Here is a 22303-nt window from a genome sequence, read left to right as displayed (position 1 = left end):
ATGATGCGTGTACAAGTAACGTTAGCCTGCACTGAAACAGGTGATAAAAACTATATAACAACAAAAAATAAACGTACAAATCCAGAAAGGTTAGAGTTAAAAAAATATTCCCCTCGTTTAAAGCGAGTAACACTACATCGAGAAACAAAATAGCTTAAGCAAGAATTCGTTTATTCCTTTTGGCGTGAAAAAATAACTGTTTCAAAGCCTTCTAACAAGCCTTTGAAACAGTTTATTTTCATTCCACTATAGCTGCTCTCTATTAATTTCTAAAGCTAACTCGTTCAACTTATGATCTAGTTCATCAAGCATCCGTAATCGCTGATCGATTTGCTGATCAAAACTTATAATTTGTACACCAGTAGCTGGCTGTTGACCATCAGCCACTTTATTGGATAAGCGTTCGATTTCTTCGTTTTTCAGCGCTAATTCTTCTATTAAATGCTGATAGAGGCTATCCGAATGAGCTTGTTCCATATAGGACTTTTCAATTGCCTGCATAATGCCCTCTATTTGCCTGCCTGTTGCTATTGTAAAATCGCTTATTTTTTTATCTAGCCCCTCCATTACGACCTTATAGCTAGCTGCTTGCTTTAGTGTTAATAGCTTTGCATTCGCCTCTTTTATATTTTCTTTTAAAACTTTATTTTCCGCCCTCAATTCCGTTAATTCCTTTAAGAGTGACTCTATTGATGCAATTTGTTTTTTTCGCTGCAATTCTCGTCTTTCCATTTCTTCATTGTATAGCTGTAATTCTTTTTCATAGTTTCTTTTTAATTTTAATAGCTCCATAGACAGGTCTTTTTTGCTTTTTGTTAAATATACATTTTCTCGCTCAAGTCGTAGTATCAATTCATAATAATCACTATCTCTAAGCCGCTTCACCTCATTTTTATATTTGGCTAATTCGGCTCTTAAAAAAATAATCATTTGTTGGAGCTGTATAGGATCATTGTTTTTAACAACTTCACTATCCACCCTTGCACCTCCTAGCCTGAATAGCTTTTCAATAAATGAATCACTTCTTCAAACTGTGCTTTACTATCCTCTATTAGTTCATCAAGCTGCTGTATTAGCTTTGCCTCTTCTATAGGCTCACTGCTATTATTTTCTCCTGAAAGCAAATAGGCAATTAATAGATTTAATGTATTTTTTTCAAGAAATGCAAAGCTATTATCTTGCCCATTGCGGCGATTTAACTGCTCCGTTATCAATTGCTGAATGGCATGCTTTTGGACATCACTCATTGTCACCCTCCTGTATTTGACTAATTCCATTGAGATTAATAGGATTTAAAACAGCTGCACCATCTGTTAACTGATCGCAATATGTAAAGCCCATAATAGTGCCCGAATAGGATAAATTATGGGACCATTTAATTTGGAAATTGGTAAATGAAATAGTTTCATTTTGCTCAATAATTGTTTTTCCTACTGGTCTTAGCCAATACTCCTCTGTGCTTGATTTATCATTGAAGCGCTCCCACTGGTATTGCCCCTGTGTTTTTAAATTCGGAGTAAAATTTTCATGTACATATCGCCCTGAAAAATAAAATGGTGAATCCTTCGGCAGTTGAATACATACATATGGGTTTGTAACGGGTTCACTACCGATATTACGAATATGATAGGAACCTAAACATAAACTCTCTTGCTCTGAATCATAAGAAATATTAAATGAGGAAGTAAAATAGCTAATTAGACTGACGCTGTTTGGTATCCTTAGCCCTTCTACCAGTTGCTTCATTTCATGCAGATAGGCGTTTGTTTGGTCTTTTAAAGCTTGTATCTTCTCTTCAATACGATTTTCCACTGAATACCCCCTTGTTGTCATCAAAAAAAGAGAGGATTACCCTCTCTTCAGCATATGACTTTCCTTGGTATGTTAGCACCATTAACCGCCATTTGGGAAAATAACGGAACATTGCTTCGGACGAACCGCAGTCGGACATGAGAATGGTAAGTCTGCTCGTGGTTCGCAGAAAGTTGCTAAAAATTCTACAGTCACTGGGAATGTAGATTGAATACTTTGACAAACAGCAACAGTGATTGTTAACGCAGAAAACGTAATTGTACCTGTTCCAGCTGCAAGTGTTCCAGTTGTACATACGAAGCAATCTAAATCTGTATATAAAATTTCTACATCTGTACCTTTAGGAGCACATAATGTTACTTGCTCACAGCGAGAAACTGGAATTTCTGCACTTGTGAAAACGGTACCGTTTGGTAAAGTAACGATAATCGTTAGGATGAAGTTCTTTTGAATATTTAAGTGTTGCAGACAAACTGTTGACCCATCAATGGAGAATTGGCGATTCTCACGATTCAGGATCACGATTGGATTTGTAGCAGCTGGCGTCACTCGACATGTAACAACCGCACCTGTTAAATCAGTACCTGCTACTACACCTGGAAACGTAATATCTCCAGTTGGCGAAATATCAAATGACATTTCCTTTACAATCCAGTCATATACCTTATCAACATTTATACAAATTAATTCCTGCGCCTGGGATGGCATATTCTCCTGCATCCTTTTGACACCTCCATAAAATTTTTATCTTTCGTTTGTAGCATATGTTTTTTCGCTATAAGTGCATGGGCTAATAAATAGTTACACCTGATTTTTATTACACGTATTTGTTTTAGCAAGAAGCGCTGAAATATGTGAAAAGGCAGGTATATTTGTAACAGAAAGGCAATATTTTTAATAAGATAATAGTGGACTGAAAGGAGTGACATGCCATGAAAGATTCAAAATTGTACTCCATACAAGAGCTTGAGGACTTAAAGCAGCGGATTGAAGCCTATAGGGAAGCATTAACCTCGCTAAAAGCAGGCACTTCCATTGAAGATTATTTATATATGAAAGATGAATTCGATGGACTAAAAGCACAAATATTACATTTAGAGAGCTTAACAGAAACAATAGATGATAAACAAAATTCACAGATTAAGGGCTATGAGGAGCAAATTCAGTTACTTACCTCACAAGTTACATCATTAAATCAAACCATTGAAGAAATGAATCGTGACATCTTAACAATGCTAAAGAAATTACTGACACCTGAAACAACTGAAGCACAAAAAATACCGAATAACAATCAATCTTTCTCTACAATTCCTAATCTACTGCCAAGAAAGACGATGGTTACACAAACAACAAATCAAGCTGCTACCCAGCCTAAATCCAATCAACCTTCTTATAAAATGCTACAAAGTTTAGCAGGAAAAGCGATCAATACCCAAAGTTTCACTAATTACCCTTCTACTAACCAGCATGAGCAACCTATGCATAGACCTGAAGAACGCCATTTTCATCAACAATACCTTCAATCCATTAATACGCATCCGAGTCAAATTTATAATGGGCTTTATCGGAACACTACTGTAGAACCTACATTCCATTTCCGAAACGCTACTGAGGCACAAGAAATTCCCGTTCAGGATGTTATCCCCCCTAGCACTGCAATACCCGCATCTGTTAAACCTACTTCAATTGATAAAGCACCGGCTAAAGAGGAAGCAGAAAACCTTCTTGAATCTGTAAACCTTGAGCATACTGAAGAGATAGACAACCACATAGAATCTTCTTCTATTACAATAGAGGAGCCTGAAGTTATTGAACAGCCTCAAGAAATAAACGAACAGCCAGAGCCTATAGATGCTCCCATTAAGGAAGACGCAAAGAAAGAAAAACATTCATTTCTCCATTTCTTAAAAAAGTGGAGCTAATATGTCTTATTTAGAACTGTCCAGTATGTATAACATGCATATTGGATTTTTTTATTTTATATAGAAGACAAGACCATATTAGATAATTGCCCTTAACCCTTCATCGAATCTGAATAGAATAATGAAGAAAGGGGGTGTAACAATGTGTTTAAATAATTCTATGTGTGGCTGTTCAGGAAATGGTCATGGCAACGGTGAATGCAGTGCAATGGGACCATTTGTAGCAATTGATGCTGCATGTATTACTCCACCTCAAGCAACTGGCTCAATTATTCCTTTCTCTTCTGGTATCACACCTGTTGTTTTAGCATCATTAGCAACTGGTTTAATTGATACACCTAGTCTGATTGGATTTGGTACAGCAGTTCCTGGTGTTACAGTTTTAGGAAATACAATTGATTTATCAGGTGTTGTAACAGAAGCTTTCTCTGTTCCTCGTCCTGGTAGTATTACAGCAATTTCTGCATCATTCTCTGCAACAGTTGCTATTGCATTACTTGGTACAACAACAGTAACTGCAACAGTATATCGTGCTCCTGCTGGTAGCACTGTATTCACTGCAACAGCTGCAACAGTAAGCCTTGCTCCATCCTTTACAGGGGCTATCGCATTAGGTCAAACAGCATTCGCTTCCGCAAACGTACCACCAGTACCAGTTGTAACAGGTGACCGCTTATTAATGGTTTACTCCATTACAACTTCTGGTGTTGCTGTTGCTCAAGTATTAACAGGAACAGCAAGCGCAGGTATTACAATTGCATAATTCCTTAGAAAAATAAATAAAATAGGCGACTTTTTTCAAGAAGTCGCCTATTTCATATTTTACCGTGCTAAAGCGTTTTGAATATGTGCTAAATGATGTTTACCATGCCATGCATATAGTCCAATCGCATGCTCTAATGTTGTTAGCCCTGAATCTGGATGTTGAAATGCTCTTTGCAGTTGTTCCTCAGTTAAGCTTGTTAGTAAATAGACCCAGCGTTCATGTAAGCTTTCAATTAGTTTAAACGAGGTTGCTACTGCCATTTCGGAATCTGGTAACTGTGCCCATTCCGCTTCATTGTACGGCTTAATCGTTGGCACATCCTCTGTTAATGCTAGTTTAAAACGGATATAGCTGTTCATATGACTATCAGCAATATGATGGACAAGCTGTGTAACCGTCCAGCCATGCTCACGATAAGATTTTGCTAGCGCCTGCTCACTTGCTCCGCTTAATGCCTCTGCAAGCTGTCTTGGTAAAAGCCGGATATCCTCAATCCATTTTTGAACTTGCTGTGAAGTTACCTCTTCTGGTAACTGGAATTGCCCAATTGGATATCGTAAATCTATCATAGCACTCGCCTCCATTTTATTTTTATAGTATCAATTTAAGAATTTCCCCGCTACTATTTTGATAGCTATTTCCCTACTCAATAGCAGGTGCAACAAAAAGCTAACATGTAATGGGCATATCGCTAAAATGTCTAAGCTTTATATTGTATCAATAAAGGCAACACGATATTCAACATGGTTGCCATATGTATGTATTATTTACTTAAATCCATCGCTATGCTTTTGCCTTCAATATAAAGATTTATGAACAGCCTGTGCTAATGCTTGTAATGGATGAGGAATAGTTAGCATTGACGATTTTTCAAATTGCTGTGCTGCATCTACCATTGAAAGCTGAGCAACTGAAATTGGCATTTGCTTAGATGATAAATGCTGCAAAGTTTGTATAATAGCATGATTATAGGATGTCTGATCATCTTTCATAATCAGCTCAAAGGCATGCTCAATAACATGTGCTAGCGCGTGTACGGCTTTGCCATGCAATTTAGCATATTGAGCAAGCCTTGTCATAGTGCCCTCAACGGTTGCAGGATTTGTAAAAAGCAGCACCTGGGGTCTTGGTTCCCTGCATATTATTTCAAAGTATGGCTCATCAATCTTTATAATAGGTATTGAGAAATTATTATCCTCTAACAGTGCAATATAATTGGTACATGTGATTAAAATAGCATCAACACCACAGCTAGCTATCCATTCAATCTGGTTTCTAGACTTCTGCGCTAATCCATCCTCTCCTTGTGATATATGATGGATTAGTCCAGGGTCAACAAAATGAACAAGCTCTATATCCTTTATGCCTTGTTCAATATACGCAATATTAGAATGATGTGCATGTAAGCAGCCAAGCTTTTTCTTCAAATAAACGCCCCCTGTAATAGTTAAAGTTATATCGTTACAACATACCCTAGTAAACACGATATTTCAATACTTCTTAAAACATAAAAAAACCGTATTAGTTATAAAAAGTTAATACGGTTAATGTTTATTTTTAGCTTTTGTTTCCTTTTCAATATGCTTTCTTGCTATTTTCAAACGCTGAATATCCTTCTTTTTAACAGGAATAATTTCGTTCTTCATCATTTTGATAAAAGCTACCATTAATAATAGTAAAATTACTGTAAATGGTAAGGCAGCAATTAACGATGCTGTTTGCAGCGCCTCAAGCCCTCCCGTATACAGCAACACACCTGAAATAGCTGCCATCAATACACCCCAAATCAGCTTTGACAAGACACTTGGATTTAAGGAACCTTTTGTTGTCATACTCGCCATAATAAATGTTGCTGAATCAGCAGATGTAATTAAAAATATAAGAATAAGCAAAATACCAAGGGCTGATGCAATCGTCGAAAGTGGCAAATGCTCTAGCATCTGAAATAAGGCAACTGTAACATCATTACTAACTGTTTGTGCAATTTGAGCATTTTTGTGCAAATCCAACCACAACGCTGTACCACCGAAAACAGCAATCCAAAAGCAAGCAATTAAAGGCGGGATAATTAAGACACCTACAATAAATTCTCGAATAGTCCTACCCTTCGATACACGAGCGATAAAAGAACCAACAAAGGGTGACCAAGCAATCGCCCATGCCCAATAAAAGATTGTCCAATCCTTAACCCATGTACCTCCTACATATGGCTGCATTCGAAGACTATATTGAATAAAGTTTGAAATATAATCTCCTATTGCTAATGTAAATGTTTCCAGTATAAAAACAGTTGGACCTGCAATAAATACAAATAGTAATAGAATAATCGCTAGAGCCATATTAACATTGCTTAAGATTTTCATTCCCTTTTGAAGACCTGTAGTGGCAGATAACATATAGCCAATAAACATAATCCCTATAATCGCTACTTGTATAAGAAATGTATTAGGTAAACCGAAAACAAAATTTAGACCTCCATTTGTTTGCAGAACACCAAGACCTATAGAGGTTGCTACGCCCATAATCGTTGCAATGACAGCTAAAATGTCTACGACGCCTTTCACAGTTCGATTTGTGCCCGCTATTGGTTCGATAGCTGTAGAAATTAATAGATCCCGCTTCTTATTAAATTGCACATACGCCATCACAAGCCCAAGTATGGCATAGACAGACCACTGACTGATGCCCCAATGAAAGAATGCATAACCCATTGCAAGCCTTGCAGCATCAGCCGTTAAAGATTCTGTTGTACTAAAGGGCGGTGAAAAATAATGGCTCATTGGCTCAGCTACACCCCAAAAGACTAATCCTACTCCAAGCCCAGCCGAAAAAAGCATAGAAATCCATGTTAGAAAGCTAAATTCAGGACGACCTTCCTGCGACCCTAATCGAATCGTACCGTATTTGCTAATAGCTAAACCAAATAAAAAAATCACAATACTAAATACAGCTAGTAAATAAAACCAGCTAAAAAAGTCAGTCGTCATATGATATACGCTATTTGCTACATTCTTAAATTGCTCTGGCTTCACTGCTCCAATAACTACCAACAGTAAAATAAGACCACTAGCAATAATAAATACCGGATTTTTAAAAAGTTTATTGTGCATACAGCGCCTCCATTAATTCCAGACATAACAATTACCAATTTTCCTTTATTATGTGTAGTATTGAGGTAATATATGTACAATAAAAAAGAAGGCGGCTCCTTTTATTGTGAGCAATGGTTTTTAGCGAATAATGATTGCTAGAAGCTAGGCTGCCCAAAAATGTACTATTTTTTGGACAGCCCTTACTTATTATGTTGATTGATGCATAAAACGTATAGCTCTGCTCATAACAGTTGGTACAACAGAGGCATGGTTTTCATCTAAAGCCTTGTAAAAGCCAACATCCATTATATCCCTCAGCATACGCATCATTTGTCGTGCATCATCCACCATTGTATTTTCAAGCTCTCCAGCACTTATAAATAATGTTTCCTGTATTTTTTCATACTTTGTTAAACATTTTGAGGCATATTGGAATAATTCATGTTCATTCCACCAGATAGAAGGACTGATCGCCAAATAACTGTGAAAGCTAGATGGATGATGAAATAACTGCCATAGTGAAAAATAGCCTGCTAGTGAATGCCCAAATAAAGCTTGTCGCTCTCTATTTATAGGGTACTGCTCTTCCATTGCTGGCTTAAGCTCCTCCTCTAAAAAACGACTAAAGTTGGCTGCTCCACCAAGCTTGTCATGACCTTTACCTTTAAATCGTTCAGGATAAATATATGTTGCTGCTGGTGCTGTAAAATCATAAAATCGCCTTTCACGCATATCTGCACCATGCCCAATACCAACCACAATTGATGGGGCAACATTTGTTTTTAGTGCATTACCACTTTGTAAGCGCACAGCTTCCTTCACAAGCCCAAAATAAGAAGAACCGTCTAATACATAGAGAATAGGAAAGCCCTCTTCTGGTGCTTCATTATTTGGTATATAAATATTAATTGTATAGGTGTAATCCGTATATTTCGAAGTTATTTGCTTTGTAATATAATCTATTTCAGCTACCTTCATTTGTTAGCCTCCTTTAAAATATCATAACTATAACAGACAGGTGTATTTGTTACAGGGTCTTCCATAATACGTGCATCAATACTAAATACTTGACGCATTACCTCTGCACATAATATTTCCTGCGGTGTGCCCGTTTGTATTACGACGCCATTACGCATTGCAATAAGATGATCTGAATATCTCGCAGCATGGTTAATATCGTGTAAAACCATCACGATTGTACAAACATGCTGTTCATTCAAACTTTTTACAATATCTAACACTTCTAGCTGGTGTGCCATATCTAAATAAGTAGTCGGCTCGTCTAGCAATAAAATATTTGTTTCCTGTGCTAAAGCCATTGCTAGCCAAACGCGCTGACGTTGACCTCCAGAAAGCTGTGCTAGCTCACGGTTCCGATATTCTCTTGTATTTGTCACAGTTAAAGCCCATTCAATCATTTCCTTATCCTTATTTGTTAAACGATTAACATTATTGCGATGAGGATACCGACCATAGGCAATTAGCTCTTCTACCTTTAATTGACCCGGTGCAACAGGTGTTTGGGATAATATTGCTAGCTTTTTAGCAATATCTTTTGTTGATAAATTTTGCATATTTTGCTCCTGCAAATAAACCGTTCCCTGCTGCTTCTTTAAAATACGTCCAATTGTTTTTAAAAGCGTTGACTTGCCACAGCCATTTGGTCCAATAATTGTTGTTACCTTGCCCTCCTCTATTGTTAAATTTAAACCTTCAAAGACACGAACCTGCTCATAGCCTGATGCTAAATTTTCCATTCTAAATGCAGTTTGCACACCATTTCCTCCTATGCCTTAGATTTCACCAGTAAATATAAGAAATACGGAATTCCAATAATCGAAACAACAATACCAACAGCCAACTCAGATGGTGCAAATATGGTTTTGCCAATAAAATCAGCTAAGATTAACAGACCAGCACCAATTAGCGCACTTACTGGCATAACATAACGATGTTGAATACCAACAAGCTGCTTGGCAATATGTGGCGCCATTAAACCGATAAAGCCAATGCTTCCTGATACGGATACACAGGCACTTACAAGACCCACGCTAGCTAATAGCAGCTTTATTTTCTCTTTCTCAACAGCAATTCCTAAACTTGTAATGTTATCCTCTTCAAGCTGAAAATAATCAAATAAATACGATTTTCTATGCACATAAATTCCTAAGATCAGGAGCCAAGGTAACATTGTCAGTGCAAAAATCCAATTGGCATTGTAAATGGAGCCTGCCATCCAAATAGCAGCAGATTCAAAATCCTGCGCACTCATTTTTAAGGATAAAAACAAAGATAATGCGCCAAAGCCACTATTAATGGCAATCCCTGTTAAAATTAAACGCTGCATATCTAAATGACCATTTTTCATAGCAAATGAAAAAATCAATATAGCCGCAACTGTTCCACCGATAAAGCCGAACAATGGCATCATTAAAATGGACATCCAGCTACTCATATCTGCACTCACTAGCTTTAATTGAAAGAAAAACATAAAAATAACGACGGCTGCCCCAGCTCCAGCATTAATTCCTAAAATACCTGGGTCTGCTAATCCATTACGTGTTATCCCTTGTAAAACAACACCAGCCATCCCTAAGCCAACACCTACAAATGCTGCAATTACAATGCGAGGTAGGCGAAACTCAAAGATAACAAGGTCAAAGTTTGAATTTGACTCAATACGCAGCAATGTTTTCATAATATCCATCACAGACATATCAAAAACACCATTTGTAATATGTAAATAGCTCGCACCCAAAATCAATAGCATCAGCATCGTCATTAGAAATACACTTGAGGCTTTATTACGCACGCTTTTCACCTCCGTGCTTACGAACTAAATATAAGAAGAATGGCACACCGACCAAGGCTGTTAAAACACCAATTGGCGTTTCAAATGGATAATTCACATAGCGGCTAAGAACATCGCAAAGCGCTAAGAAAAAGGCCCCAATTACAGCAGCGCAAGGGATAATAAAGCGATAATCCACACCAACAAGAAAGCGTGTAATATGTGGTATAACTAACCCAACAAAGGCGATCTTTCCAACCAGTGCTACAGCTGTACCTGTTAAACAGACTACTGCCAGCATACTAATGATTCTGACAGCTTTTGTTTTTTGTCCAAGTCCCATGGCAATATCTTCACCTAGCGAAGTAATGGTAATCGCTTTTGCAGATAGTAAAGCCAAGATCAATCCAGTTAGACCAAATGGAATCGAAAGGATAAGCATATCCATATCTACCATATGTACCTTTGTGTTATACCAAGCACTTACTGTTTGCGATACTTGAAAATACATTGCAATTGCTGTAGCAACACTGCTTAAAAATGTGCCAATAACCGTACCAATAATCGCTAGCCTTACTGGTGATAGGCCATTGCGAATTAATGAGCCAAAGCCAAAAACAATTCCTGCTCCTAATGCCGAGCCTAGCATTGATAATAAAATCATTTGATAGTTTGGCAAGCCCGGGAAAAAGACAATCGTCAATGTAATAACAAAAGCTGAGCCATCATTAACACCCATTAAGGAAGGTGATGCTAAATAATTTCGTGTAATCCCCTGCATCACTGCACCAGCAACCGCCAAAAAAGCTCCGACTAGCAAGACCGCAGCTACTCTAGGAATGCGACCTGTCCGTATAATTTGATGATCAACATTTGAAGCATCAAACGCAGTGATTGCCTGCCACACCGTAATCGCACTAATATCTTTTGTGCCATACACAATAGAAATGAGTGCCACAAGCGCTATAAGAATAGGAGATAACACTAATATTGAAAACGGCATTATATTTGTTCTTTTCAACTTTCACACCTTTTTCTTTATATATTTCTACTGAGCAAAAGGCTGGTAATAGTCCGGTGACATCACCAAATCTACTACCAGCCTGTTTATACTATTGCAGTAACTTTTCAGCAGCAATATCTAAAAATTTCACCTTAGACCAAGCAGTACCACCTTGTGCTAATGGCTCAATTGTATTGACGAAAACCTGATTATTTTGAGCTGCCCTTAAGCTTGTGAAAATTGGGTTCTTTTGTAGTTCTTCTAATGCCTTTGGCGAATCTGTATTTTCAGATTCCTCAAATTGTAGGAAAATAATATCTGGGTTTACTTCAGCCAATGCTTCCAGTGATAATTCATCCTGTGCCTTAGCTGCTTGTACAATAGCTGGAATTGGTGCGCCTAAATCTTCATACAATACAGGATTTAAATAGACACCTGCAGGATAGATGTACATCATGCCACCACGCACACGTATTATTAATATTTGCTTATCAGCTAGTTGTTCTTTAGATTTTACTTGTGCCTCTGCCACTTTTGCTTCATAGTCAGCAATAATTTTTTTAGCATCCTCTTCTTTACCAGCAAGCTGTGCCAGCACTGTTAAATTATCCTTCCAGTCTGTTGAAATATGTGAGTAAGGAATCATCGTTTGAATTTTATTAAGCTTTGCAGTTGTTTCTTCAGGGAATTTTGAAGTACCTACGATAACATCTGGATCAAGCTTCAGAATAGCCTCTGCATTTGGCTCCATTTTATTGCCTATAAGTGTAGCACCGTCAAATGCTGATGCTAAATATGCAGGAACTTTACCACCAACTTCAAGTACACCTACAGGCTGAATACCAAGCATTGCAGCATCTTCCATTGACTCTAAACTTGCAGCAACGATATTATGCACTTCTGCAGGAAGCTCATATTTTTCACCTAAGTATGTAATTGTCTGTGTTGCAGCATGCTCTCCCTGTGATTCTACTGTACTTGTTTCTGGCGATGTAGATGCAGGCTCCTGTGCCTTATCTGTGCCACATGCAGCCAGTGATAATACTAAAAGTGCAGGGGCACACATTTTAAAATATTTATTCATAGATATTCTCTCCTAACAAATCATGTTTATATTGATAATGATAATCATTTTCATACTTATGTCAATATATAATTGATATTCATTATCATTTACAGATGCTATCTTAACAAAGTGAAAAAAGATTGTGAATGGACGATTTTGAAAACGACATGGATTTTTGCCGATTTCTATAATAAAAAAACTGCTTCTTTTTTAAAGAAACAGCTTTTATATATAGTTCGTTTCCTCCATTTTTACCTTTCGATAAGCTGAAGGTGATAAGCCTGTGCATTTTTTAAATACTCTACTAAAGTAAAAACAATCTGCATATCCAACAGCTTCTGCAATTTCGCTTATAGGAATCACACCATATTCCAATAAATCTTTGGCGCGTCGTATACGGTACTCCGTTATATAAGTGCTTGGATTCATGCCTGTATGCTGCTCAAATAAATGCGCAAAACGGCGTCGTTCAATACCAAACTCATGTGCAATATTTGACACGGAGAGCTGCTCTGTATAATGTTCATGGATATACTGCAATGTCCGCTCCATCAATTCGCTAGCGCTATCAAGCACCTGCATTTTTGCCGCTATAAGAATATGCTCCAGCAAGTTCATAAATAATGTTTTAGACTTCAGTATAGCCATATTACTCGGTAATAGATAGCTTTCTATTAATTGCTGGACATCATTAATAATTTGTGGATTATAGCCTGTACGAATTAAAAAATGCTGTTCTGCTAACGGAAAAAGAACCGCTTCTGCTATAGGCAAATTATAATGAATTACTGCATACTCCCAAATTTTATGACCAGTCGCCTTCACCTCTATTAACATTTGAGGGCCTGCATGGACAATCATTCCCGGCTCTAGCTCATAAGATGTGCCATTAAAGCTAAATATAGCACTACCTGCAAGCGGCACAACCAACCCACACTTTTCTGGCGCTGTTGTTCTACCTATATCAACCTCACCTGGCTCCATTCTTTTTATAAAAACATCTGTAAACTTTACTGACGCATGTGCAAAGTAATCAATAATGTATTTGATATCCATATGCTAACCCCTATACATGTATCACATTCTGAACTTGTGAGAAGTGGTGCAAATCATGATTAACTAACCCTATGAAGTAAGCAATTACAGTTATCTCTGACTGCCCAACTGTAAATAACTGCTGCCATTGTTCATCAGAAAATGATTGAACAGCTTGTAACAATTGACTTCTTGTAGCAATAAAATTTTTAATTGTTTCCTCCATGGATTGTTCGCGGCTTTTCTTCGCTGCTATCGTATTCATCCATGCAACATCCGGCCCTTTCGGTAAACATTTTTTAACAAAGAAAAAGGGAATACGGTGATTTAACACAAATTCATCCCATGGAGAAAGATGCCCTATTACCTCCGCAACTGACCACTTCCCCGGTTCAATAGGCATACGCCATTGAACCTCCGAAATATCACTCAAGCTCTTTATCCAGTAAAGTGATAGTTCATAGTGCTGAATGATTTGCTTGTTGTTTTCTGGAAACATAATCTTTGCTTTATTAAAATCATGTATATTCGTCACTTGTTGGTATTTGATAACTATACCTCCCATCTACAATAATACTATCATTCTTCTGTAGCTTTTTGCTTTCACAGTTCACCTATGACACCTATAATGAAAAGAAACCTAAAATTAGGAGGAAGGCAATGCTAGCTACTATTGAAAAGCAAACTAATCACTATGTCGCAACGTTTGAACGCCCACTTCCCTATTCCGTAGACGCTGTGTGGGCAGCTATTACGAAAAATGAAAACCTTCAAAAATGGATGGGCAATTTAGAAATTATTGCCCTTCATAAAGATGGAAAAATTCATTTTAATATGAATGATGGAACAGATGCCTATGAGGAAATTACGATTACAGACTATATTGAAAAAGAGGTGCTTGAATTTGATTGGGCTACTGATACAGTAAGATTTGAGCTATCTTCTACAGCAAATGGCTCATTATTACTACTAATAGAAACCATTCAAGAATTAACAGACCACACGCCAAAGGATTTGGCTGGCTGGCATATATGCCTTGATCTATTAGCTAATGTCTTGAATGGTATTGAGCACCAGCATTTCCCAATGGAAAATTGGCAGCAGCACTTTGTTGAATATCAGAAGCTTACAGAGGCAGTAAAGCTTTCTTAGCTTGGGAATGTTTATTCTTGCTTCGTGGGTATTTACTTCGATTCCGCGGGTAATCTCCTTAACTTCGCGAGTATTCACCTTGGCTCCGCGAGTATTCATCGCTATCCCCCTTTAACCATAATAAAATCCTAGAGCTTCAACTGCTCTAGGATTTTTTATTGATAAAAGGCTGTAGCAATTTCTAATGCTTGTAAAGGGTCTTTTATCATATCGAGTGTGTAAACAAGCTGTTCATCCTGCCAAACAATTAAATTGCCTGATTGATAAACATCTAGCTGTGCCATACCATACTGCTTTGGAATAGGGAGCATATGGCTTTCTAAATATTCAACTGCCTGCTTTGCAAGCTGTGTACCTGCCTCTGGGTTATCTGTCCGCGTATGTGTAGCAAGTGCCCAGCGTCCCTCGTTCCAGCCTGTCCATAATGATCCCGCTCCTGCATCCTGATAGCCTGTGATATTGTAGCCAAGGTCCACTTCTTGCCCTCCATTTTGGCTAAAATTATCAAAAGCCACTTGTGTGCTTGCTCCTTCCATACTTTGATATTGCTTCACTAACAGCCTGCAAATTACTGTTGCTGAATTTTTTAGTCGAATATCATTAATAGGTAAATCTTCTTTACTTTCATAAAAAATAATCTCCACCTGATTTTCTTCAACCTTTGTTGTTGCTGTTAAAAACGCACCTTCTGCCACTGGTAATGTTGTTGGCATGTTAAGGGGTATAGCTGAATGTAGCTCCTCTTTTATATACTGAAGAACTTCAATAGGTGTTTTACTATTTTCATTACTAGGCTGTGTTGTAGATATCTGATCTGAACTCTCGTCTATTTGATGCTGTTGTTCATTAGTAGAACAGGCACTTACAATACCAATACTTAATATAAACATAATAAATATTGTTCTTTTCATTATGCTAACCTCCATCTTTTTACTATTTTCCCCTGATGAAGGTTAGCTTAAACATTAGACTACTTTAGTGCATTGATTTGCTTTGTTAAGTCATTAAACTTTTGATCAAGCATGGCATAATCCTTATCTTTCGCCGTTAAAAAGCTTAGTTTACCCAATATCTCTTGTCGCTCTGTTTCAAGCTTTAGGCGTAGAGCTTCTTGATCATCAGCCTGCTTTGGTGTAGTAGCCATCCACTTTTTCTCTACACGTTGATCGCGAAGCTCCCATACGTCATTTGTTACCTTCTCTAAAAAATAGCGATCATGTGACACAACAAATAATGTGCCATTATACTGTGCAAGTGTATGCTCTAACTGTTCACGTGAAGGTAGATCAAGGTGATTGGTTGGTTCATCTAAAATAAGAACATTTTTATCTTCTAAAATATAAGCCATTAGTTTACATTTCACGCGCTCTCCCATACTCATATCACCAATCGCAGATGTCCAATGTGTAGCTGTAAACCCTAGATTTTTCATAAGATTTCGAACCTTACCTTGCTCCTCAAATGTTGCTTTATAGAAATATTGCGCTGGTGTTTGGTCAAGTGGTAAATCAAAGACCTCCTGTGTCAAATAGCCAATATTTGCAGCAGGAGAAAGCCATATTTCGCCATCAGCCTCTAACTGACCTAAAATCACCTTTAAAAAGCTTGTTTTTCCACTACCATTCTTACCTGTAATTGCAATTTTATCACCATATTGGGCTGTAATCGTAACATCTTTAAATAATGCGCGTTCACCAAAGCTCAACGACAAATGCTTTGTTTCCAACAGGCGCTTGCCAACACGCTGATTTGTACCTAAGGAAAAACGAACCTCTGCCTCTGGTGCTACAGCCTCAACCTTTGCCTTTTCAAGCTCTGCCTCCAAGCGTTTTTTCTTTGATTTCACCTGTGAATCCAGGCGCTTCGCCTTCACACGATGATATTCTTTAAAGCCTTCTAGCTTCGTTGATTGTGCATGACCCTTTTGCGACCAAGCTGTTAGCTCCTGCATTTGTGCCTCAATACGCGCAATATTTTTTTGTTGCTTGTCATAGGCTCGCTGCTGTGTTAATCTTCGATGCTCCCGTTCAGCCATATAGCTTGTATAGTTACCACTATGCTCAATTAACGTTTTCTCCTCAATCGACCAAATTTTTGTGGCAACCTTATCTAAAAAATAACGATCATGTGATACAAGAATAATCGTTCCCTTATAATGCTGTATTTGTTCAATTAAAAAAGCGGTACTTTGTTCATCTAAATGGTTCGTGGGTTCATCTAATAATAGCAATTGAGCATTCTGTGAAAAACCTTCTGCAAGGCGCATTTTCAGCTTTTCTCCACCACTTAATGCTGAAAATGCTATATTTGGAACCTGCCATTTTGCCAGCAAATCTGCTTCCTCTGTTGAAATATCCAGCCTCTCAAAATAAGCGAGCTCCTGCTCAACATAGGCAATCTTTGTCGTTCCCAGCCCTTGAATCTCTCCTGCTGTTGGCAATAATGCTCCCTGAAGCAACTGCAATAATGTAGATTTTCCAGCACCATTTCTACCAATAATGCCAATAATCTCTCCTTGCTTCACTGTTCCTGTCACATGCTCAAATAATAATGTATCCTTTATGTCATAACGAACATTCTGTAATTTTAAAAGCTCTTTCATCATATCCATCCTCTCAAGCTGGAGGAACAAAAAAATCCCTCCAAGTATTTTGGAAGGATTAGTCGCGACAATATCATACGTCATTCATAACTCCAATACGAAAAATACTGTGCTTTCTACTTTGTATATCAAAGAGAGAACAGGCAGTTTTTAGGTATTGAAGCTGCTATATATAGAAAATGGGCGGACTAATCCTATTTTTGTTGTTTGTGAAATATAAAATTTCATATGCAAAAAATAAGATTAGTTATTCATTAGCCACCCATCGTCCCTTCATCTTTTGTTACCATCATTGTAACACCATTTTTGGAAAAATCAATGCTAGCACTTTATTGAAAACATTCATAGGAACGAATTTGATTTCTTATAATTGTACGGAAATGCCAGCCATATCTACGACTCCAACGGAACCCTACTATAAACTCTCTCCCTATAGCAGTTGGATAAAACCAAAAGCTTCTACCATTGTTCATCCAAATATACGTATTTCTAAATAAACAGGCTCGGATTCCACTTGATCCTACTCGCCATGCAGGAATTGGCGGCGAAAAGCCTGGCGGTGTACTCATTGGCATTTGCCCTGCTGGCGGTGACCCAAAATGGGACGGTCCAAAGGATGTTGTTTCAAAATCATCATAGTCATCCCAGCCACTTCTTATAAAATTGCCATCTCTAAATGGATTATTATACACATAAACCCTCCTTTTACATTACTCAATATATGTAAAAGGGCACTTAACCATTGAGCCATTGCCTAAACACATATTCGGGATGTTTTACATTGAATATCCAACCTTACCTCATGGGTAGACTAGAGGAAATTTTATTTGAGGTGATTAGCTTGACCATATCAAAAATAGATGAAGAAAAAAATCATCATCATGAAAACCGCACTCACTATAAGCAACGCAATATGTGGACGGGTATATTATTTGGACTTGGAGCAGTGGCTTTTATCGATGAAGCTCTTTTCCATCAATTATTGCATTGGCATCATTTCTATGATAAATCTACAACAAATATTGGCTTAGTATCAGATGGCTTATTTCATGTATTTAGCTTTTTTGCTACGATTGGCTCAGCTTTTTTACTCGCTGATCTTCATCGAAAGCATGCATTTTGGTTGAAAAGATGGCTTGGGGGTATTTTTCTTGGGGCTGGTATATTCCAGCTATATGATGGAATTATTCAGCATAAGCTGATGAGGCTTCATCAAATTCGCTACAATGTCAATATTCTTCCCTATGATGTTGTTTGGAATGTAGTAGCGGCTATTTTAATCGTTATTGGCATTATTCTATTAGTCCAAACTAATCAAAAAGGACATTAGGGGGTAGTTACTCATGCATGCTCACACTCAAAATTTCCCTATTATTGTGCAGCTCATACTGGCTGTGCCATTTCTTATTGCCCTTATTGCCTATATTGTAGCTGTTATTCTTTCCAATCAACATAAAAAGCAATGGCCTTATTTCCACACCATATGCTGGATTTTCGGCAATTTATGTGCCATCTCCACTGTTATTGGTCCATTGGCATCGCTAATGCATCATCATTTTGTAGCACATATGATAGGGCATCTACTGTTTGGTATGCTTGCACCACTTCTGATGGCATTAGCAGCACCCATTACGCTCCTATTAAGGACTTTACCAGTAAATATGGCACGTGCACTTTCTCGTACAATGAAAAATCGTTATTGTCGTTTTATTCGTAATCCAATTATTGCCTCAATATTAAATGTAGGCGGCTTATGGCTGCTTTATACAACGCCACTCTTTGACCTTATGCATAGCAGCTTACTGTTATATGTATTGATTCATATTCATATTTTTCTAGCAGGCTATGTGTTTACAATTGCCTTTATTTATATTGATCCAACTCCACATCCATACTCGTATATTTTTCGCTCACTAATATTATTAATAGCATTAGCAACCCACTCTATCTTATCAAAATATATTTATGCATTTCCCCCTTGGCAGGTACCAGCTGAGCAGGCAGAGCTAGGCGCCATAATAATGTATTACGGTGGTGACACCATTGAAATCATACTTATTGTCATTCTCTTTTATCAATGGTTTAAAAGCACAAGAAAATCTATCCGACTAAATCGCATTCCTGTTTAGTCAGATAGATAGGATTGGATAATTCGCCAATCCTCTAATTTCTCAGCAAAGGATTTAATATTTTTTCCTGGTATCGGACTCGTTGATGGCATTTTTTGATAGGTTCTCCCCTCTAAAAGCTCTAAGCCAAGATGCTTTTTAAAAACCTCAAATGCCTTCGCCCCATTAAAAAGCACCAATTGAATATTAGGGTAATTTTCAAAAAGTGTATGAAAATCATTTGGCTTTTCATTACGAATTGCTGCATCTAGACTTCCTTTCCGCTCACACATTTCAATAGTATCCCAAAGACCAATCGCATTGCTTTTTAATAATGCGATTCTCTCGTCATACTCCTCAGGGATAGCTGTTCCTAATAGTTCGCCGATGATAGGCCAAAAGTGATTGCGTGGGTTACCATAGTATTGTTGCTTTTCTAATGATTGCTTCCCCGGCATTGAGCCAACAATTAACACCTTTGTCGATGCATCTACAACTGGCAATAAGACATTTTTTATTGCTTGTGACATTACCATCACCTCTTCCCTTATTGTAAATAAATATTGTGCCTCTTACCATTTTTAAGCCCTTTCTTGAATTTATGTTAGACTTATTATTAAACAATCATCTATACAGAGGTGAAATATGAAAAAATGGATTCAATCTCTTACAGCTAAAATGATTTTTTTAATTAGCATTCTCATTCTTTTTATATGTGGGATATTTGTCTATCTTTTGCAGACACATATTCGTGATATAACGGAGGAGCAAATGGGTATAGAAGCCTTACATATTGCTAAAACAGTTGCTTCCATGGAGGAGATTATTGCTGCTTTTAATGAGGACAATCCAAGTGAAGTGATTCAACCAATTGCAGAATCGATACGTACTGATATTGATGCAGCATTCATTGTTGTAGGCAATGCTGAAGGTATTCGTTATTCACACCCTATTACAGATAAAATTGGCAGTACAATGGTTGGTGGCGATAATGATGCTGTATTAATTGATAGACAAGCATATATATCAAAAACAATGGGATCATTAGGTGAATCAATTAGAGGCAAAGCACCAATTATACAGGATGATAAAATCATTGGTGTTGTTTCTGTTGGCTTTTTAACAAACAATATTAAGGCAATTATTGATAGCTATATGCATAAATGGAGCACATATATCATTATTATTCTTTTAGTGGGTATACTTGGTGCTATTGCTATATCCATTTATATTCGAAGATTATTATTTAATATGGAGCCTAATCAAATCGCTAAATTATACCAGCAAAACAAGGTAATATTAGAAACAACCGAAGAGGGAATCATTGCAGTTGATCAATGGCATCAAATTACAACGATTAATAAAAGTGCCTATGAGATACTTGACTCCACGCATCATAAATCATTACCAGAGTGGATGGGTACAAAAATTGAGCATATTTTCACACCAAAAATTGTTGAAGAGGAAGTTATTCATAATTTAGAGCTTCCCCTTGAAAAGCATATTATTATTTTAAATAAAGCTCCTTTAGTTGATAAAAAAAGGAAAATTGGTTCATTATATACCTTTAGAAAAAAGGTGGATATTCAAAAAATTATTGATGAATTAAAGCAAATTAAGCAATATGCAAATGTCCAACGAGCATACACGCATGAATTTGCCAATAAGCTGCATATTATTTTAGGCTTGCTTGTCCATAAGCATTACAACGAAGCCATCGAGTTTATTAAAGAAGAGCAAAATATCCAGCTTAAAAATCAAGCCTTTTTAAATAGTAATATTACATCGCCGCTTTTATTGGCTTTAATACAAGGAAAAATTGCAGAAGCTGCCGAACTTGGCATTAAACTGGAGCTTCAAGATATTCCTTCAACAATACAATTATCGAAGCAACAAGAAAATGCTCTCTTAACGGCACTTGGCAATGTGCTACAAAATGCAATTGAAGCTTTAAAAAATGTCACGCTTCCTGATAAACGAATTCAGCTATCTATTAATGATTATAAAAATCATTACTTATTGGAAATTCAAGATAATGGACCAGGCATTAACAATGATGTGTATGATCACATCTTTATAAAGGGTACTTCTACAAAAAAGGGCATGGATCGTGGACATGGTCTTGCTATTAGTAAGCAAGCCCTTCAAGAAATCAATGGCGATATTGTATTAGATACAGGTGATTTACCTGGAGCATGCTTTTTAATTTTCATTCCGAAAGGAGGCAATGAGCATGACACCGTTACAACACGTATGGATTGTTGAGGATGATTTTAGAGTAGCTAAAATTCATGCAGACTATGTCCATGCTATTAAAGGATTTAGTGTCACTGAAAATTTGCGTACAGGTCAAGAAACAATTGATAAGCTAAAGACTGCAGCTCACTTACCAGCAGTTATATTAACAGATTTATATATTCCTGATGTTGAAGGTAGCTCATTAATCGCTCATATACGTCATCTCTACCCTTCTATTAAAATTATCGTAATATCAGCAGCAACTGAAATAAAACTAATTAAAGAAGTGATTAATTTAGGCATTTTGGATTATTTAATCAAGCCTTTTGAACAGCAGCGGCTTCAGCAGGCATTCAATAAGTATTTGCAGGAGCTTTATTTATTTCAAAAAAGCACAAATGTTACACAGCAGGATATTGATTCGCTATTTTATTATGAATCGACCGCTAAGCTGGCAGCTGAAGACACATTTGTGAAAGGCATTGATTTGCATACACTGCAGGCTGTTAAAAGCATTTTTGAAGAATCAAAAACAGAGGAGCTTACAGCCTCACAATTAAGCGAGCTGATTGGCTCTAGCCGTTCGACAGCTCGCCGTTATTTAGAATATTTAGTAAGCGAGCAGTTTTTACAGACAAAGCTTATTTATGGTTCTGTTGGAAGACCTGAACGAAAATATGTATACTGTGAAACTTATGAACAAAATTAATCATATG

General features: G+C 37.2%; 26 protein-coding genes. 8 read left to right on the top strand and 18 right to left on the bottom strand.

The annotated features are described in order from the left end of the window. The first annotated feature begins 3 nt into the window (after positions 1 to 3). Entirely contained in the window at positions 4 to 153 is a 150-nt protein-coding gene (gene rpmG, locus ACIQVU_RS14740) for a 50S ribosomal protein L33 (RefSeq protein ID WP_053481849.1), read from the top strand. A gap of 93 nt (positions 154 to 246) precedes the next feature. Here rpmG and ACIQVU_RS14735 read toward each other — a convergent pair whose 3' ends face one another. From ACIQVU_RS14735 to ACIQVU_RS14720, 4 genes are all read right to left on the bottom strand, one after another. After that, a complete protein-coding gene (locus ACIQVU_RS14735) occupies positions 247 to 978 on the bottom strand; it encodes a hypothetical protein (protein WP_340808051.1) in 732 nt (243 codons plus the stop codon). 11 nt (positions 979 to 989) lie between these two features. Then, positions 990 to 1247 carry a hypothetical protein gene (locus ACIQVU_RS14730; RefSeq protein WP_340808052.1) on the bottom strand — a complete coding sequence of 86 codons (258 nt, stop codon included), beginning with the start codon at positions 1245 to 1247 and terminating at the stop codon, positions 990 to 992. Further along, positions 1240 to 1812 (bottom strand): hypothetical protein, encoded by a 573-nt coding sequence (locus ACIQVU_RS14725; protein ID WP_340808053.1) that lies wholly within the window; start codon positions 1810 to 1812, stop codon positions 1240 to 1242. Before ACIQVU_RS14725 ends, ACIQVU_RS14730 begins: the two co-directional genes overlap by 8 nt. A gap of 81 nt (positions 1813 to 1893) precedes the next feature. Further along, a complete protein-coding gene (locus ACIQVU_RS14720) occupies positions 1894 to 2532 on the bottom strand; it encodes a BMQ_0737 family morphogenetic spore coat protein (RefSeq protein ID WP_340808055.1) in 639 nt (212 codons plus the stop codon). Between the two features lie 212 nt (positions 2533 to 2744). Between ACIQVU_RS14720 and ACIQVU_RS14715 the strand changes: the two genes are divergently transcribed. Further along, positions 2745 to 3734, top strand: a complete 990-nt coding sequence (locus ACIQVU_RS14715; protein ID WP_402896141.1) for a hypothetical protein — start codon at positions 2745 to 2747, stop codon at positions 3732 to 3734. A 142-nt stretch (positions 3735 to 3876) separates the two neighbouring features. After that, on the top strand, positions 3877 to 4497 hold the full coding sequence (locus tag ACIQVU_RS14710) for an exosporium glycoprotein BclB-related protein (protein WP_340808058.1): 621 nt from the start codon (positions 3877 to 3879) through the stop codon (positions 4495 to 4497). Positions 4498 to 4556: 59 nt separating this feature from the next. Here ACIQVU_RS14710 and ACIQVU_RS14705 read toward each other — a convergent pair whose 3' ends face one another. The 10 genes from ACIQVU_RS14705 to ACIQVU_RS14660 all read right to left on the bottom strand — a co-directional run bounded on the left by ACIQVU_RS14705 (position 4557) and on the right by ACIQVU_RS14660 (position 13986). Then, a complete protein-coding gene (locus tag ACIQVU_RS14705) occupies positions 4557 to 5069 on the bottom strand; it encodes a YfiT family bacillithiol transferase (RefSeq protein ID WP_340808060.1) in 513 nt (170 codons plus the stop codon). A 228-nt stretch (positions 5070 to 5297) separates the two neighbouring features. Next, complete coding sequence (locus tag ACIQVU_RS14700; RefSeq protein WP_340808062.1) at positions 5298 to 5927, bottom strand: hypothetical protein; 630 nt, start codon at positions 5925 to 5927, stop codon at positions 5298 to 5300. Between the two features lie 117 nt (positions 5928 to 6044). Further along, positions 6045 to 7610, bottom strand: a complete 1566-nt coding sequence (locus tag ACIQVU_RS14695) for a BCCT family transporter (RefSeq protein ID WP_340808063.1) — start codon at positions 7608 to 7610, stop codon at positions 6045 to 6047. Positions 7611 to 7799: 189 nt separating this feature from the next. Then, complete coding sequence (locus ACIQVU_RS14690; protein WP_402896139.1) at positions 7800 to 8570, bottom strand: alpha/beta hydrolase; 771 nt, start codon at positions 8568 to 8570, stop codon at positions 7800 to 7802. Continuing rightward, a complete protein-coding gene (locus ACIQVU_RS14685) occupies positions 8567 to 9349 on the bottom strand; it encodes an ABC transporter ATP-binding protein (protein WP_340808640.1) in 783 nt (260 codons plus the stop codon). The genes ACIQVU_RS14690 and ACIQVU_RS14685 overlap by 4 nt, the downstream gene beginning before the upstream one ends. A gap of 29 nt (positions 9350 to 9378) precedes the next feature. Continuing rightward, a complete protein-coding gene (locus ACIQVU_RS14680; protein WP_402896171.1) occupies positions 9379 to 10374 on the bottom strand; it encodes a FecCD family ABC transporter permease in 996 nt (331 codons plus the stop codon). A 22-nt stretch (positions 10375 to 10396) separates the two neighbouring features. Beyond that, positions 10397 to 11404 carry a FecCD family ABC transporter permease gene (locus tag ACIQVU_RS14675; protein WP_340808067.1) on the bottom strand — a complete coding sequence of 336 codons (1008 nt, stop codon included), beginning with the start codon at positions 11402 to 11404 and terminating at the stop codon, positions 10397 to 10399. A 91-nt stretch (positions 11405 to 11495) separates the two neighbouring features. Beyond that, a complete protein-coding gene (locus ACIQVU_RS14670; protein ID WP_402896136.1) occupies positions 11496 to 12470 on the bottom strand; it encodes an ABC transporter substrate-binding protein in 975 nt (324 codons plus the stop codon). Between the two features lie 207 nt (positions 12471 to 12677). After that, positions 12678 to 13508, bottom strand: coding sequence for a helix-turn-helix domain-containing protein (locus tag ACIQVU_RS14665; RefSeq protein WP_340808069.1), 831 nt, complete (start codon positions 13506 to 13508; stop codon positions 12678 to 12680). Between the two features lie 10 nt (positions 13509 to 13518). Beyond that, positions 13519 to 13986: a DinB family protein gene (locus tag ACIQVU_RS14660; protein WP_402896169.1), complete on the bottom strand. Its 468-nt coding sequence runs from the start codon at positions 13984 to 13986 to the stop codon at positions 13519 to 13521. 161 nt (positions 13987 to 14147) lie between these two features. Between ACIQVU_RS14660 and ACIQVU_RS14655 the strand changes: the two genes are divergently transcribed. Beyond that, positions 14148 to 14639 (top strand): SRPBCC family protein, encoded by a 492-nt coding sequence (locus ACIQVU_RS14655; protein WP_340808072.1) that lies wholly within the window; start codon positions 14148 to 14150, stop codon positions 14637 to 14639. 155 nt (positions 14640 to 14794) lie between these two features. Here ACIQVU_RS14655 and ACIQVU_RS14650 read toward each other — a convergent pair whose 3' ends face one another. The 3 genes from ACIQVU_RS14650 to ACIQVU_RS14640 form a co-directional block, all read right to left on the bottom strand. Beyond that, a complete protein-coding gene (locus ACIQVU_RS14650) occupies positions 14795 to 15550 on the bottom strand; it encodes a hypothetical protein (RefSeq protein ID WP_340808074.1) in 756 nt (251 codons plus the stop codon). A gap of 59 nt (positions 15551 to 15609) precedes the next feature. Further along, complete coding sequence (gene abc-f / locus ACIQVU_RS14645; RefSeq protein ID WP_340808642.1) at positions 15610 to 17241, bottom strand: ribosomal protection-like ABC-F family protein; 1632 nt, start codon at positions 17239 to 17241, stop codon at positions 15610 to 15612. A gap of 329 nt (positions 17242 to 17570) precedes the next feature. Then, a complete protein-coding gene (locus ACIQVU_RS14640) occupies positions 17571 to 17933 on the bottom strand; it encodes a hypothetical protein (protein ID WP_340808076.1) in 363 nt (120 codons plus the stop codon). A gap of 221 nt (positions 17934 to 18154) precedes the next feature. Here ACIQVU_RS14640 and ACIQVU_RS14635 point away from each other — a divergent pair, with 221 nt between their 5' ends. Next, on the top strand, positions 18155 to 18571 hold the full coding sequence (locus tag ACIQVU_RS14635) for a DUF2243 domain-containing protein (RefSeq protein ID WP_402896167.1): 417 nt from the start codon (positions 18155 to 18157) through the stop codon (positions 18569 to 18571). Between the two features lie 13 nt (positions 18572 to 18584). Continuing rightward, positions 18585 to 19370, top strand: coding sequence for a cytochrome c oxidase assembly protein (locus tag ACIQVU_RS14630; RefSeq protein WP_402896132.1), 786 nt, complete (start codon positions 18585 to 18587; stop codon positions 19368 to 19370). Here the strand turns inward: ACIQVU_RS14630 and ACIQVU_RS14625 are convergent. Further along, positions 19367 to 19879 carry a DNA-deoxyinosine glycosylase gene (locus ACIQVU_RS14625; protein WP_340808081.1) on the bottom strand — a complete coding sequence of 171 codons (513 nt, stop codon included), beginning with the start codon at positions 19877 to 19879 and terminating at the stop codon, positions 19367 to 19369. The genes ACIQVU_RS14630 and ACIQVU_RS14625 overlap by 4 nt on opposite strands. Before the next feature lie 115 nt (positions 19880 to 19994). On the opposite strand from ACIQVU_RS14625, the gene ACIQVU_RS14620 reads away from it, so the two are divergent. Both ACIQVU_RS14620 and ACIQVU_RS14615 read left to right on the top strand, forming a co-directional pair. After that, complete coding sequence (locus tag ACIQVU_RS14620) at positions 19995 to 21614, top strand: ATP-binding protein (RefSeq protein WP_340808083.1); 1620 nt, start codon at positions 19995 to 19997, stop codon at positions 21612 to 21614. Continuing rightward, the gene (locus tag ACIQVU_RS14615) at positions 21583 to 22296 is read left to right on the top strand and encodes a response regulator (protein WP_340808084.1); all 714 of its coding nucleotides are present in this window, start codon (positions 21583 to 21585) and stop codon (positions 22294 to 22296) included. The genes ACIQVU_RS14620 and ACIQVU_RS14615 overlap by 32 nt, the downstream gene beginning before the upstream one ends. Positions 22297 to 22303 lie beyond the last annotated feature (7 nt).

The organism is Lysinibacillus sp. NPDC098008 (assembly GCF_044760715.1).
Lineage (GTDB): Bacteria > Bacillota > Bacilli > Bacillales_A > Planococcaceae > Lysinibacillus.
This window is presented reverse-complemented; position numbering and strand designations above follow the sequence as displayed.

What these genes read in the sequence shown, in the direction of transcription:
- rpmG (WP_053481849.1), top strand. Translation starts at nt 4, where the DNA reads ATGCGTGTACAAGTAACGTTAGCCTGCACTGAAACAGGTGATAAAAAC.
- ACIQVU_RS14730 (WP_340808052.1), bottom strand. Translation starts at nt 1,247, where the DNA reads ATGAGTGATGTCCAAAAGCATGCCATTCAGCAATTGATAACGGAGCAG.
- ACIQVU_RS14720 (WP_340808055.1), bottom strand. Translation starts at nt 2,532, where the DNA reads ATGCAGGAGAATATGCCATCCCAGGCGCAGGAATTAATTTGTATAAAT.
- ACIQVU_RS14715 (WP_402896141.1), top strand. Translation starts at nt 2,745, where the DNA reads ATGAAAGATTCAAAATTGTACTCCATACAAGAGCTTGAGGACTTAAAG.
- ACIQVU_RS14710 (WP_340808058.1), top strand. Translation starts at nt 3,877, where the DNA reads ATGTGTTTAAATAATTCTATGTGTGGCTGTTCAGGAAATGGTCATGGC.
- ACIQVU_RS14705 (WP_340808060.1), bottom strand. Translation starts at nt 5,069, where the DNA reads ATGATAGATTTACGATATCCAATTGGGCAATTCCAGTTACCAGAAGAG.
- ACIQVU_RS14695 (WP_340808063.1), bottom strand. Translation starts at nt 7,610, where the DNA reads ATGCACAATAAACTTTTTAAAAATCCGGTATTTATTATTGCTAGTGGT.
- ACIQVU_RS14690 (WP_402896139.1), bottom strand. Translation starts at nt 8,570, where the DNA reads ATGAAGGTAGCTGAAATAGATTATATTACAAAGCAAATAACTTCGAAA.
- ACIQVU_RS14685 (WP_340808640.1), bottom strand. Translation starts at nt 9,349, where the DNA reads ATGGAAAATTTAGCATCAGGCTATGAGCAGGTTCGTGTCTTTGAAGGT.
- ACIQVU_RS14680 (WP_402896171.1), bottom strand. Translation starts at nt 10,374, where the DNA reads ATGACGATGCTGATGCTATTGATTTTGGGTGCGAGCTATTTACATATT.
- ACIQVU_RS14670 (WP_402896136.1), bottom strand. Translation starts at nt 12,470, where the DNA reads ATGAATAAATATTTTAAAATGTGTGCCCCTGCACTTTTAGTATTATCA.
- ACIQVU_RS14665 (WP_340808069.1), bottom strand. Translation starts at nt 13,508, where the DNA reads ATGGATATCAAATACATTATTGATTACTTTGCACATGCGTCAGTAAAG.
- ACIQVU_RS14660 (WP_402896169.1), bottom strand. Translation starts at nt 13,986, where the DNA reads ATGTTTCCAGAAAACAACAAGCAAATCATTCAGCACTATGAACTATCA.
- ACIQVU_RS14655 (WP_340808072.1), top strand. Translation starts at nt 14,148, where the DNA reads ATGCTAGCTACTATTGAAAAGCAAACTAATCACTATGTCGCAACGTTT.
- ACIQVU_RS14650 (WP_340808074.1), bottom strand. Translation starts at nt 15,550, where the DNA reads ATGAAAAGAACAATATTTATTATGTTTATATTAAGTATTGGTATTGTA.
- abc-f (WP_340808642.1), bottom strand. Translation starts at nt 17,241, where the DNA reads ATGAAAGAGCTTTTAAAATTACAGAATGTTCGTTATGACATAAAGGAT.
- ACIQVU_RS14635 (WP_402896167.1), top strand. Translation starts at nt 18,155, where the DNA reads ATGTGGACGGGTATATTATTTGGACTTGGAGCAGTGGCTTTTATCGAT.
- ACIQVU_RS14630 (WP_402896132.1), top strand. Translation starts at nt 18,585, where the DNA reads ATGCATGCTCACACTCAAAATTTCCCTATTATTGTGCAGCTCATACTG.
- ACIQVU_RS14625 (WP_340808081.1), bottom strand. Translation starts at nt 19,879, where the DNA reads ATGTCACAAGCAATAAAAAATGTCTTATTGCCAGTTGTAGATGCATCG.
- ACIQVU_RS14620 (WP_340808083.1), top strand. Translation starts at nt 19,995, where the DNA reads ATGAAAAAATGGATTCAATCTCTTACAGCTAAAATGATTTTTTTAATT.
- ACIQVU_RS14615 (WP_340808084.1), top strand. Translation starts at nt 21,583, where the DNA reads ATGACACCGTTACAACACGTATGGATTGTTGAGGATGATTTTAGAGTA.